Origin of the sequence: Saccharolobus shibatae B12 (assembly GCF_019175345.1) — an archaeon.
Lineage (GTDB): Archaea > Thermoproteota > Thermoprotei_A > Sulfolobales > Sulfolobaceae > Saccharolobus > Saccharolobus shibatae.
The window spans coordinates 2,422,431-2,435,243 of sequence record NZ_CP077717.1 but is presented as its reverse complement, the minus strand read 5'-3'; the positions used below and the strand labels follow the sequence as shown (position 1 = coordinate 2,435,243).

The 12,813-nt window shown below is 35.4% G+C and carries 14 protein-coding genes and 2 tRNA genes; 8 read left to right on the top strand and 8 right to left on the bottom strand.

Annotated features, from left to right (window positions below; translation table 11 throughout):
* Positions 1 to 124 precede the first annotated feature (124 nt).
* Positions 125 to 832: an FKBP-type peptidyl-prolyl cis-trans isomerase gene (locus tag J5U23_RS12785; RefSeq protein WP_218258541.1), complete on the top strand. Its 708-nt coding sequence runs from the start codon at positions 125 to 127 to the stop codon at positions 830 to 832.
* On the opposite strand, the gene J5U23_RS12780 is transcribed toward J5U23_RS12785, so the two are convergent.
* Positions 829 to 1,884, bottom strand: a complete 1,056-nt coding sequence (locus tag J5U23_RS12780; protein WP_218266364.1) for an NAD(P)-dependent glycerol-1-phosphate dehydrogenase — start codon at positions 1,882 to 1,884, stop codon at positions 829 to 831. The two genes, J5U23_RS12785 and J5U23_RS12780, sit on opposite strands and share 4 nt — an antisense overlap.
* A 72-nt stretch (positions 1,885 to 1,956) precedes the next feature.
* On the opposite strand from J5U23_RS12780, the gene J5U23_RS12775 reads away from it, so the two are divergent.
* Complete coding sequence (locus J5U23_RS12775; protein WP_218258539.1) at positions 1,957 to 3,873, top strand: beta-CASP ribonuclease aCPSF1; 1,917 nt, start codon at positions 1,957 to 1,959, stop codon at positions 3,871 to 3,873.
* Between the two features lie 42 nt (positions 3,874 to 3,915).
* Positions 3,916 to 3,990 (top strand) — tRNA-Val (locus tag J5U23_RS12770).
* Between the two features lie 174 nt (positions 3,991 to 4,164).
* Here J5U23_RS12770 and J5U23_RS12765 read toward each other — a convergent pair.
* The 5 genes from J5U23_RS12765 to J5U23_RS12745 all read right to left on the bottom strand — a co-directional run bounded on the left by J5U23_RS12765 (position 4,165) and on the right by J5U23_RS12745 (position 7,216).
* Positions 4,165 to 4,257 (bottom strand) — tRNA-Glu (locus tag J5U23_RS12765).
* A 32-nt stretch (positions 4,258 to 4,289) separates the two neighbouring features.
* A complete protein-coding gene (locus tag J5U23_RS12760) occupies positions 4,290 to 4,778 on the bottom strand; it encodes a hypothetical protein (RefSeq protein ID WP_218258538.1) in 489 nt (162 codons plus the stop codon).
* Between the two features lie 10 nt (positions 4,779 to 4,788).
* Complete coding sequence (locus J5U23_RS12755) at positions 4,789 to 5,403, bottom strand: hypothetical protein (RefSeq protein WP_218258537.1); 615 nt, start codon at positions 5,401 to 5,403, stop codon at positions 4,789 to 4,791.
* A 24-nt stretch (positions 5,404 to 5,427) separates the two neighbouring features.
* Positions 5,428 to 6,429, bottom strand: a complete 1,002-nt coding sequence (locus J5U23_RS12750; RefSeq protein ID WP_218258536.1) for an acryloyl-coenzyme A reductase — start codon at positions 6,427 to 6,429, stop codon at positions 5,428 to 5,430.
* 130 nt (positions 6,430 to 6,559) lie between these two features.
* Entirely contained in the window at positions 6,560 to 7,216 is a 657-nt protein-coding gene (locus J5U23_RS12745; protein WP_218267548.1) for an IS6 family transposase, read from the bottom strand.
* Positions 7,217 to 7,488: 272 nt separating this feature from the next.
* On the opposite strand from J5U23_RS12745, the gene J5U23_RS12740 reads away from it, so the two are divergent.
* From J5U23_RS12740 to J5U23_RS12720, 5 genes are all read left to right on the top strand, one after another.
* Positions 7,489 to 8,682, top strand: coding sequence for an amidase (locus tag J5U23_RS12740; RefSeq protein WP_218266363.1), 1,194 nt, complete (start codon positions 7,489 to 7,491; stop codon positions 8,680 to 8,682).
* A 55-nt stretch (positions 8,683 to 8,737) separates the two neighbouring features.
* Positions 8,738 to 9,373, top strand: coding sequence for an archaeal proteasome endopeptidase complex subunit beta (gene psmB, locus J5U23_RS12735; RefSeq protein WP_012711375.1), 636 nt, complete (start codon positions 8,738 to 8,740; stop codon positions 9,371 to 9,373).
* A 79-nt stretch (positions 9,374 to 9,452) separates the two neighbouring features.
* Complete coding sequence (locus J5U23_RS12730) at positions 9,453 to 9,902, top strand: YbhB/YbcL family Raf kinase inhibitor-like protein (protein ID WP_218258534.1); 450 nt, start codon at positions 9,453 to 9,455, stop codon at positions 9,900 to 9,902.
* Between the two features lie 21 nt (positions 9,903 to 9,923).
* Complete coding sequence (locus tag J5U23_RS12725) at positions 9,924 to 10,916, top strand: replication factor C small subunit (protein ID WP_218266362.1); 993 nt, start codon at positions 9,924 to 9,926, stop codon at positions 10,914 to 10,916.
* The gene (locus tag J5U23_RS12720; protein ID WP_218266361.1) at positions 10,913 to 12,130 is read left to right on the top strand and encodes a replication factor C large subunit; all 1,218 of its coding nucleotides are present in this window, start codon (positions 10,913 to 10,915) and stop codon (positions 12,128 to 12,130) included. Before J5U23_RS12725 ends, J5U23_RS12720 begins: the two co-directional genes overlap by 4 nt.
* Here J5U23_RS12720 and moaC read toward each other — a convergent pair.
* Positions 12,127 to 12,576 carry a cyclic pyranopterin monophosphate synthase MoaC gene (moaC, locus tag J5U23_RS12715; RefSeq protein WP_218266360.1) on the bottom strand — a complete coding sequence of 150 codons (450 nt, stop codon included), beginning with the start codon at positions 12,574 to 12,576 and terminating at the stop codon, positions 12,127 to 12,129. The genes J5U23_RS12720 and moaC overlap by 4 nt on opposite strands.
* A complete protein-coding gene (locus J5U23_RS12710; protein ID WP_218258530.1) occupies positions 12,560 to 12,796 on the bottom strand; it encodes a hypothetical protein in 237 nt (78 codons plus the stop codon). Before J5U23_RS12710 ends, moaC begins: the two co-directional genes overlap by 17 nt.
* Positions 12,797 to 12,813: the final 17 nt, after the last annotated feature.

Sequence of the window (12,813 nt, the reverse complement as noted above, 5' to 3'; positions counted from 1 at the left end):
TATCGACTCATCTAAAAGCTTATTAATTTGGTTTATCTTGTCTTGACGCATTGAGAAGGCTACTTGCTTGTTGTTTTTCAGTAGTTTTAAAAACTAACCCAGAATGTATTTTTAGGGCTGGATAATGTTTAAGAATAACGACTTTATTTATATCGAATACACTGCAAGAATCAAGGATACTGGAGAAATTGTTGATACAACTAATGAAGAGGAGGCAAAGAAGGCTAATATTTATGATGAGACTAGAACTTATGGTCCTAGACTTGTGATTTTAGGTGAAAATAGGCTAATTAAGGGATTGGAAGAGGCTTTATATAATTTTAATTTGAACGAGGAGAAAACAATAGAAATCCCACCTGAGAAGGCATATGGTGAGAGGGATAATAGTAAAATTAAGATTGTACCTCTAGGAGAATTGAGAAGACAAGGTATAACGCCAGTTCCAAACAATGTATTAAGATTAAGTGATGGTAGTCTTGCAGTAATAAGGAGTGTAAGTGGAGGTAGGGTTGTTTTAGATCTAAATCATCCACTTGCTGGAAGGACTTTGGTGTATAATGTTAAGGTCGTCAAGGTTCTCGATAACGCTAAGGATAAGGTTATGGCTTTGATCGAGAGGAGATTTTCCTCAAAGTACGCCAGTGGTTTTAACGTCGAGCTTGATGATGGGAAGAAGAGTGTTAGAATTACTATACCAAAGGATCTTTATCTGGTGGAGGATTTACAGATTAATGTTTACTCTTTAGCTTATGAAATAGTAAACTATGTTTTGGCAGATTATACTGTGGAGATTTTACAACAATATACTAAAAGTACTTTCTCTTCATCTTAATCTATAATTTTTGTTACTCTTGCTATTTTTTCTGCAGAACTCCAAGTTAAACCCCTATCCCCTAAGATTGTGTACCTCTCTGGTCTTATAGTATGAGCTATGGTTAAGGCTTTTATTACTTCTTCATCAGAAAGACCTAAGTCTTTGGCTTTTACTGGGAATCCTATTTTTTTAAGTCTGTCTCTTATTATTTTCCAATTTATGCCATGCAGGTAGGCCATAATAATTGTTCCTAAACCAACAAGTTCACCATGCAATACCCCCTCCGGGTGTAATAACTCAACCGCATGGGCAAAGAGATGTTCAGAGCCACTTGCTGGTCTGGTGCTTCCAGCCATTCCCATTGCTACTCCGCTACTTATTAGTGCTTCTATTAGCATTCTTACACCGTACTTTATGTCCTTATTTATTATCTTAGTGCATTGAAATGCGTGTTTTGCTGACATTAACGCTAAAGATGCCGTGTAATCGCCATAATATTCTCCTCTTAACTTAGCCGCTAACCTCCAATCTCTCACTGCTATTATTTTCCCTATCGTATCCCCTATTCCTGCGTTTATTAATCTTCTTGGGGACAAGCTTAGAATTTCTATGTCTGCAATAATTGCTAATGGTTCTTTTGCCTTTACCGAAACTGGCTTTTGTAAACCTTTTATTGAAGCGAATGGCGATGTGATTCCGTCGTGTGATGGAGAGGTAGGTATACTGACGAATTCTAGGTTATTCCTAAACGCTGCGTATTTCGTAACGTCTATAACTTTCCCTCCACCTATTCCTAGCAATACATTAGGATTAACCTTCTTAACAACCTCCTCTACCTTATATACATCGTCTAAAGTAGCAGTATCTATTTCGATTAGCTCATATTTAGCATCTTTTGGAAGATTTTCTATAACTTTATCCGCTATTTTCTTAGTATATTTTGTTCCTGTGACTATTAGAAATGGAGGAGTTATGCCTAGTTGCGAGAAGTAAATAGAAATGTCATATATTATGTCATGTCCTACGAAAACCCTTCTAGGTAAACTGATTACGTGTTCTTTTACATTCACATATAAAAGGAGAAGATTTAAATATTAAAAATTAGCATAGATAAGTTCAGTTGTAGCTATTTCTTAAAGTTGGTGAATAGATTGGCATCTTTAAATAGGATTAACACAATATCGTTAATATACTCTGAACTAAAGGATTTGGGAATAACCAGAATTGAATATGAAGGACCTACAATAGCGGTATATGTAAAGAAACCGACAATGGTAACAGAAAAGGGGGAAGTAATAAAGAAGATTGCCAAGGATATTAAAAAGAGAATAGTAATAAAGGCAGATCCTTCAGTAAGGAAGGATAAGAAGGAAGCTGTTGAAATAATAAAGAACATTGTACCTACGGAAGCTGAAATTGTGGATATAAAATTTGACGATGACTTAGGTGAGGTATTAATAAAAGCGAAGAAACCAGGGTTAGTAATAGGAAAAGGTGGCTCATTACAACAAAGGATATTTGCGGAGACATTTTGGAAGGCTGAAATAGTTAGAGAACCGCCAATAAGGTCTAGGACATATGACAGTATTCTAGAGCATATTTACAATGAGACTGAATATAGAGCTAAAATACTAAAGGTTTTTGGAGAAAGGATACATAGGGAGACAGTATTTCAAGATAAGTACGTGAGAATTACGGCATTAGGAGGCTTTCTAGAAGTTGGGCGATCTGCAGTATTAGTAGAAACTCCAGAAAGTAAAGTATTGCTAGATGTAGGACTTAACCCTAGCGCGAATATGTTTGGAGAGAAATTGTTTCCTAGGCTTGACATTGACCAATTAAAAATAGAGGAGTTAGATGCTGTAGTTATCACACATGCACATTTAGATCATTGCGGAATGGTGCCATTTCTCTTTAAGTATGGATATGAGGGGCCAGTATACACTACTGTACCAACAAGGGATATAATGGCATTAATGCAATTAGACTCACTTGACGTTGCAGAGAAGGAAGGTAAACCTATACCTTACTCCGCTAAAGAAGTAAGAAAAGAGCTATTACATACAATAACGTTAGATTATGGAGAGGTTACTGATATTGCCCCAGACATAAGGTTAACATTCTATAACGCTGGTCACATATTAGGATCTGCAATGGCTCATTTGCACATTGGAGATGGAAAACATAACATAGTCTATACTGGCGATTTCAAATATGCGAAAACCAAATTGCTTGATAAGGCAAATACGGAATTCCCGAGGGTTGATACGCTAATCATGGAAACTACCTATGGAGCACAAGATCAGCCAAATAGAGAAGAATCGGAATTAGAGTTGTTAGAGATTATAAATAAAACGCTTAATAGAGGAGGAAAAGTATTAATTCCAGTACTAGCTGTGGGAAGAGGACAAGAAATTATGCTTATAATAAACGATTTCATGAAAAAGAAGCTTATTCCGGAAGTTCCAGTTTATGTAACGGGATTAGTTGATGAAGTTACAGCTATACATAATGCATATCCGGAATGGCTAGGAAGGGAAGTAAGAGAGGAAATTCTATACAAGGATGAAAACCCGTTTACCTCAGAACACTTTAAGAGAATTGAAGGATATAAAGAGGATATAGCAAAAGGTGAACCTTCTATAATTTTAGCAACCTCCGGAATGTTAAACGGAGGCCCAGCTGTGGAGTTCTTCAAGACCATGGCGCCAGATCCTAAAAATGCAATAATATTTGTAAGCTATCAAGCAGAGGGCACATTAGGCAGAAAAGTGAGAGATGGCGCAAAAGAAGTACAAATTCTAGATAGGGATGGAAGAGTGGAGTCAATACAAATTAATATGGAAGTAGAGGCAGTTGAAGGATTTTCTGGACACTCTGATAGAAGGCAATTGTTTAACTTCCTCAGAAACATTGAACCAAAACCTAAAAATATAATATTAAATCACGGAGAAGCGTCAGCAATAAAAGCATTCGCGAACTATATAAGAGATGATAGATTGGGATATAAGCCTTTTATATACACTCCAGCAATATTAGATAGCCTAAGAGTAGCCTAAAGAAAACTTTTAAAGTGAAATCGTAATAATCAAATAATCAGTGGGCCCGTCGTCTAGCCTGGTTAGGACGCTGCCCTTACGAGGCAGAGGTCCTGGGTTCAAATCCCAGCGGGCCCACTAACTGTATATCTTTTTCCAAGGAATTAATTAACAAATATTATCAAACAGTTAAACATTGTTATAATGTAAGATTATGATGATAATAATAACAGTAATAAATAGTTATCATTTACTCTTTTCTATAAATCTATAATATTAAAAATTTTTGAAGAATAGACTAACTAATAGAAATGGTGCCGCGGCCGGGATTTGAACCCGGGTCACGGGCTCGAGAGGCCCGCATTCTTTCGGTGCCTGCGCTTGACCGGGCTAAACCACCGCGGCGTAGTCGCTATAAAATAAGTAAAGGATGTAATTTAAAGTTTAGTGTTTTTTAGTATCTCGTCAATGACATCGTCCTTATTTCCCTCAAAGAATTCAGCATATATTATTTCATCATAAAGAATTAAATATCCTTTTGCCTTATTTAACAGAGAATATTTATATCCTTTACATCCTTCACAATATCCTCTAACCTCTTTAACTAACGAATTCTCAATTACAGATAGTTTAATATTCCCTTTTTCAATTATTTCTATATCTTTATCTTTTTTAACTGATAATCTCTTTGCTAAATAGTAAAGGGCAACTTGAATTAGATCAGTAGTAGTTACACCTTCTTCCCTTAATTTTTTCGATACCTTATACTCTCTATCCGCTTTCTTTAATACCTCCTTTACTTTTCTTCTTATCTCCACAGAATCTGAAAGAAGTTGGATACATTCCCTTGCTAACTCACTTGCCGTTTTATAATCTCCAATCCACGTTAAGATATAAGCTTTATGAAGACTCTCAATGCAGTTCATTTTTCTCACTTTATGGTTTTATTAATATCATCATATCATATAATTGATTATTGTATTTTACAACGTAAGATATTAGACCATAATTGTCTGGATACCTTAAATTTTCTATTGTAACTAAACTTTTTGATATCGTATTGACAATTTGCGATCTCCTAAAGGTCATTGTTGCTTTAGCTTCTACAAATAGTAATCCATTTTTAGCATTTAAAAATTTTCTTAACTTATTATATTTTTCTATATTAATAGCCAAATCTGATATTATTCCTAAGAACTTTACGTTTCTAAATGGTAATATATCATTAATGCTTATGCCAAATAACTGATTTAGAAGAGCATATGTTATAGTTTCTCCTACAACAGTAACTACGTCACCAGATAATAGCCTGCCCCATCTTCCCATTTCATAAATTTTTATCGATTTTGGAATATCTTGTAGTAGCTTTGATGAGAAAACAGAAGTTACTGCCAGTATTTTATCATCCAATTCTAATTCCTCTGAGTACCCTCCTATTTCGAAGGCCTCAAGAATCTCGTTACTTACCAATTTTAGATCTTCTGCGGAATCTAAATCTGAATGTGGTAATAAATCCTGACTAAGCTCTATCCATGAAATTTTAAGCTTCACAGTAACTTAAAAATGTTTAAAAATTTAAGGCTTTACTAGTACCTTCCCAATCTTATGCTTATCCTTTAGTATTTCATATCCCTTATCTATCTCATCTAGCCCTACTGTTGCAGCGACTACGGGATTTATCTTTCCTTCTCCAGTTAACTTGAGAGTTTCTTCTGCATCCCTCTTGGTAGCGGACGCATGACCTATTACTTCTATATCTTTCAATATGACGTATCCTAATCTTAATTCATATATCTGAGTTGGATCGACGTTACCTATTTGTATCAGCCTACCCCCCATCCACAAACTTTTCAGACTTTCATCTATTGTTGGTGTACCTACTGTGTCAATAACTACATTTACATCGCCTATCTTCTTTGCTTCTTCTGAGAATTTACTACCTACTATTACATGGTCAGCGAATTTCCTTATGAAAGCCGCTTTTTCCTCTGATGTAGTTACTCCTATCACTTTTGCACCAAGTGCTTTAGCAACTTGTATGGCATGAATACCAACACCACCACTAGCCCCTGTAACTAGAACTGTTTCCCCCTTTTGCAACTTTGCCCTTCTCAAACTTCTATAAACCATTCCAGTTACACAAGGTACTAAAACCGCTCCCTCATCTGGGACGTTAGTGCCAACTTTTACGAGACTTGCAACTTTTATCTTTGCTTTTTCAGCAAAGAAGCCGTCTAATTCCTCTGAATAACCTAACCTGGAGTGGCAATATGCTTCCTCGCCCATTTGACAATAATGGCAAGTTCCATCAGGTGCATAAAGAAGCGAAATTACCTTATCACCTTCTTTAAAGCCTTTAACGTTCTCTCCAACTTGTTCTATTGTACCAACTACTTCATGTCCTAAAATTACTGGATATTTCATTCTTGGATAAAAACCTTGTAGTTGCAATAGATCTCTATAACATAATGCTGCTCTATTTACCCTAATTACAACTTCATCTTTCCCTGGGATTTGATCTGGGACTTCTTCTATCCTATATCCTTTTTGCTTACCCGGAACTACTACGGCTTTCATCGGTTAGATTGTGTTTAAACTGTATAAAAAATATTATCTATCATAGTAGGCTCGATACATTTTTAAAAATAATATGTATAGCGTTCCCATGAGAGATTATTTGTAAGCTTTTAGAGTGTGGACAACAATTTCATTCATTTGGAATATTTACATTTATTATCACTCCCCTATCTGGCAAATATACTGGAGCGTAAAGCGCGTTATAAGCTAGGAAGAACACTGATAACCACCTCGTGAGCGTGAACCTATTAGTGTTCCACGGGAAGTGAAAATCCATTGAGGATATCCTGTGTTTTAAGCTCCTAAACCCTTGTTCTGCGTAGTCCCTCTCGTTGAACGTTACCCTCTTGTGCTCCACGTTTAGCCAAGTGAACGCGTTATAGATTGTTGCCCCATCGTGTAGGTAGATTACCTTGTCTATCCTCGTTTTGAGCACTTTCTCAGCCTCCTTTTCCGCATTCTTCACGTTGGTCAAGACTATTAGTACGTGCACTCCACTCCTCAAGCTCGTCACCATGAAGAAGGGTATCGCACAAGTCTTTACATCCCTCACAATCCACACGTAATAATACTGCCCCTTAATTACCATAATTTTAGTCTCGTCTACCGCATAAAAACCACTAATTGGCACTACGTACTTAATGCAGCTCAACCTCCTCAAGTAGTACAATAAGGTAGAATGAGGCAAAGAAGTCCTCCAAGAAGACAAACCCGAGAGGTAACTAGCCAAAGCCGAGGCTATTACCTCACTAGTGTAAAACCTAGGCTTAAGATTAATATACTCCATTAAAACTAATATCACTTGGGTGAGCACGGGAACTCTCCACCTAGTTCCCGTAGTATCACCCAATTAATACTCCCGTGCTCACCCTAAAAAGGTATTACGTCGCATTCTATTAATAGAACACGAACAGTTCATATAATTTGTTTTGAATTAACAAAATTGTTGTCCACACTCAACTTTTATTACCAAATTAATAAGTATTATAACGATGATGGAAAACGATAAAGATCCAATCCTTAAAAAGTTACCTGAACCATTATTCTGCGTGATGGAAGATGAAATTAGAAGAATTAAATTCAAAATATAACGCATTTATCACTCTCCATAATATCGAAGAAAACGATAAAGGTAAGTTAAAGGATATTACATTTGGAATAAAGGATGTTATTCTAACTAAAGGCATAAGGACTACTGCTGGTTCGAGAATTTTAGAAAGCTATGTTCCACAAAAAAATGCGTACGTTGTTGATGCAATACTTAGAGAAGGAGGAAAGATAATAGGAAAAACCAATACCCATGAATTTGCGTTAGGTGCAACTAATACATCAAGTATAGGAGGACCTGCAAGAAATCCAGTTGATCCAGAAAGAATAAGCGGTGGTTCTAGTGGTGGCTCTGCTGTTGCAGTGAAATTAGACATGGTAGATGTGGGAATTGGTACTGACACTGGAGGATCTGTAAGGATTCCTTCGTCTTTATGTGGAGTAATAGGATTTAAACCAACTACTGGGTTGATACCTACTGATGGTGTAATACCCTTTAGCTGGTCATTGGATACTGTGGGGATAATCGTGAAAGATAACATTGGACTGTTACGAAGAGTTTTTGATGCTATTTTACTAAATGAAAAAAAGAAGGTTGAAATAGCTAAACTAAGAACAAGACCGCGTCTAGGTTTATTTTTATTTGATGATATGGAAGTTTCAAGAATATTGCTGAAAGAAATATATGCAAAATTATCTTCATATTTTGATATAGTCGAGGTCGATCTTCCTTTACTAAGGCAATATGGGTCTAAAACTAGAAGAACTATATCATTGGCTGAAGCTTCTTCCTATCATAAAGATTGGATAACTGAAAATAGTGATAAATACTTTAAAGATACTTATACGTTACTCCTTGATGGTATGAAGATCTCTGCTACAGACTATATAGATGCACTTAGATATAGAAGGGTATTAATAGAAGAATATATAAAAGCATTTAAAAATATTGATTTTATTTTGTCTCCAACAACAAAAATTGTTGCACCTAAAATTTCTGACGTGCTCTCTAATCCTCTTCAATTTAGAGAATATCTAATAGCTAATACTGAACTGTTTAATGTAGTTGGGGCACCATCAATAAGCATACCATTTTCTACCCTTAATGAGTTGCCAGTTGGTTTAATGATAAGCGGAGAGTTGTATAAAGATGGGGATTTAGTTGAGGTCACTGAATATATTTTAAACGTTGTAGGAAAACATTAATGATCTACTGATAGTGTATCCTATATTGACTGTCACCTTTTTATTCTTGCTTTTAATGGTAATTATGGGGAATGAGTTGCAATTAGAAAATAAGATACTTAAGGGAACTACAACTGTAGGAATTAAGGTAAATGATGGAGTAGTTCTTGCAGCAGATAGGAGAGCTAGTGCAGGATTTTTCGTAGCGAATAAAATGGTTAGAAAAGTACTATATATTACAGATAAAATAGGAATAACTACCGCAGGTAGTGTAGCCGATTTACAGTTTATATATGATGTACTGAAAAATATATATCATTATAATAGTATTACTAAATATGGACCAATTTCTATAAAGGGAATTGCAACTAGATTAGCAAACGTATTATCTGCAACAAAGTATTTTCCTTATATCGTTCAAATTCTAATAGGTGGTTACGATGACCAGCCAAGATTGTTCAATTTAGATTATTTGGGCGACATAACTGAAGAAAATTACGTTGCAACTGGTTCTGGTTCACCAGTAGCTATGGGAGTGCTAGAAGATGAGTATAATCCCAAAATGACTTTAGATGAGGCAGCTGACCTAGCTAAGAGGGCTGTGTTCTCAGCAATAAAGCGAGATTCCTTTACGGGTACTGGCGTTATAGTGGCAAAAATTCACAGTAAAGGGCATGAGGAATTAGAGTTCTACTTAAATAAGAAGGTCTGATTTCCTTCCTGCCTTAAAAGGCGAGGCTTCCAGTTGGTATAAAGCGTTTTTAATTTTGAATGGTGAAAGTATATATTGGATGAGGATAGTATCTTCAGCCTTTAAGAACGAGGATTTTATACCCATTAAATATACTTGTGATGGACAAGATCTGTCTCCAGAGTTAGAGTGGGATCTTGTTATTAATGCTAAAAGTTATGCAGTTATTGTAGAAGATCCAGATGCGCCTGGAGGAACTTTTATACACTGGGTAATATATAACATAACTACCAATAGATTACCGGAAGGAGTGCCAAAAGTTTACAAATCACAATATGGCATACAAGGTGTAAACGATTTTGGGAATGTTGGATACAACGGCCCATGTCCCCCTAAAACACACCCACCTCATAGATACTATTTTTATGTTTATGCAGTAGATACATTACTAAACGAAATTAAGAACGTTGATGCTGACAAATTGAAATCGTTAATAAAGGGACATGAGATAGATAAAGGATTCGTAATGGGTAAATATAAGAGAAAGTAATTTCATTCATGAGGTGAGATAATGAGCGCGAAGGTAGAAGAAATACTTTGGGCTGAAAAGTATAGACCTAGAACTTTAGATGATATAGTAAATCAAAGAGAGATCATAGATAGGTTAAAAAAGTTCGTCAAGGAAAAGAATATGCCTCATTTACTCTTTGCAGGGCCACCGGGTACCGGGAAGACTACCGCTGCTTTAGCTCTTGTCCATGATCTATATGGAGACAATTATGTAGAATACTTCCTTGAACTAAACGCTAGCGATGAAAGGGGAATAGATGTAATTAGAAATAAGGTAAAGGAGTTTGCACGTACAGTAATTCCAGGTAATGTTCCTTTTAAGGTAGTTCTTCTAGATGAGGCAGATAACATGACTGCTGATGCCCAACAAGCTTTAAGGAGAACTATGGAACTATATACAGAAAACACGAGATTTATACTAGCTTGTAACTACTTAAGCAAAATCATTGAGCCAATACAATCTAGAACCGCATTATTTAGATTTTATCCGCTAAAAAAGGAAGATGTTGTTAATAGATTGGTATATATAGCTAAAAATGAAAAAGCTGATTACGATCAGAAAGCTTTGGAAACTATCTACGATATAACCATGGGAGATATGAGAAAGAGTATAAATATTTTACAAGCTGCCTCAGCTTATGGCAAGATTAGTGTAGAGGCTGTATTTAAGGTTTTAGGGTTGGCACAACCTAAGGAAGTTAGAGAGATGATCAGCCTAGCGTTGCAAGGAAAATTCACACAAGCAAGAGAGAAGCTAAGAACTTTGCTTATTACATATGGCTTATCTGGAGAGGATATAATAAAGCAAATACATAGAGAGATAACTTCCTCAGAGCTTCAAATAAGTGAGGAATTAAGAGTTCTATTACTAGATTACATAGGAGAGACTGAGTTTAGAATAATAGAGGGTGCTGATGATGAAATACAGTTATCTGCATTATTAGCTAAAATGGCCATTTATGGGAATAAATATATAGGCAGTGAGAATAAATGATACAATGGTTTTTAAAATACAGACCACGTTCTCTAAAAGATGTGGAAAATCAAGATGATGCTAAAAAGGAACTACAAGAGTGGATAGAGTCGTGGCTTAATGGAAAACCAAACGCTAAGGCAATATTATTACACGGCCCTCCAGGTGTTGGAAAAACTACCTTAGCTGAGGCACTAGCTCACGATTATAATCTCGAACTCTTAGAAATGAACGCTAGTGATTCAAGAAAACTGCAAGATATAAAGAGTGTAGCGGAAAAGGCATCTGTTTATGGCAGTATATTCGGAACGAGGGGAAAATTAATACTCCTAGATGAAGTTGATGGGATAAATGTCCGTGAAGATACTGGAGCTATTCAAGGTATTTTAGAACTTATTGAAAAAACAAAATACCCTATAATAATGACCGCTAATGATCCTTGGAATCCAGCATTAAGAGAGTTAAGAAACAAAACAAAAATGGTCGGATTAAATAAGTTAGGAAAGTATCCTTTAAGAAGGCTTTTAAAAAAGATTTGCCAAGCAGAAAAGATTATTTGTGATGATGAGGCCTTAAACTATATAATTGATACTAGTGAAGGAGATGCTAGATATGCAATTAATATGTTACAAGGAATTGGAGAAGGTTATGGTAAGGTTACTCTTGATTTAGTCGAAGCTATGGCTAGAAGAAAAGAACGTGAATTAGATCCGTTTGAAACACTAAGAGATATCTTCTGGGCAAGATATTCATGGCAAGCTAAAAATGCCGCTACAAGTGCTCAAATGGATTATGATATGCTAATCAGATGGATATCAGAAAATATACCTATACAATACGATAATATTGAAGATGTTTGGAGAGCTTTTGACGCTCTCTCTAGAGCTTCAATATTTTTAAAGAGAGCAAAAGGTGGTGATTGGGACCTATTATCTTACGCGTATGATCTAATGAGCTCTGGAGTAGCCGCTGCAGAAATTGAAAAGAAAAAACCTAATTGGAAACCAAAATGGAAAAAGTACCAGTTTCCGTCATATATACAACTACTATCTAAGAGTAAAGATATAAGAGATACGAGGGACGAGATCATTAAGAAACTCGCAATACATTCATCTTTTAACAAGGCATTAAATGATACTTATCCATTCTTCCTAATATTCTATAAGAAATATGATAAAAGGTTAAGTTTAAATACTAAAGAAAAAGAGTATCTTAATTCCGCGTCTAAATCTTAGTCTTTCTCTTTTATCTTATCTATAACTTTTATATTCTCAATCATAGTATATGGGTATTTTCCGTTCTCGTCTTTTTCATATTTTTTAACCATGTCCCAAATAGTTAACAAGGAGATAGATGTAGCAACTAATGCTTCCATCTCTACTCCAGTTTTATAATGAGCCTTAACCTTAGATCTAACTCTTATACCGTTACTCTCAATTTTTATATCAATGTCAACATTTTCTAATGGTATTAAATGGCATAGAGGTAAAAACTCAGACGTTTTCTTTGCAGCCATTATCCCTGCGGTTTTTGCAACAGCAATTACGTTCCCCTTCTCTATTTCATTTTCCATAATTCTCCTTATAGTATCGTTTTTTAGTTTAATGAATCCCTCAGCTTCTGCTACTCTTAATACAGTTTCCTTTGGAGATATATCTACCATTTTAGCTTCGGAGCTCATTTTTATCCAACTCTTCCAATAGGTTAATTAAGATTACTACTTTAGGGTTAGAGTAGTTTAATCTAACTATTTTTTTATCACTACCTATTACTTCAACTAGATTCATCTTCTGCAAATCTTCCAGTTCCCTTCTTAATTTATCGTAATGGATCTTAGATAATCTATATAATTTAGTGATATTCATATCACCATGCTTTATCAATATAGATAATATCTTCATTTTAGATGAATTATAGA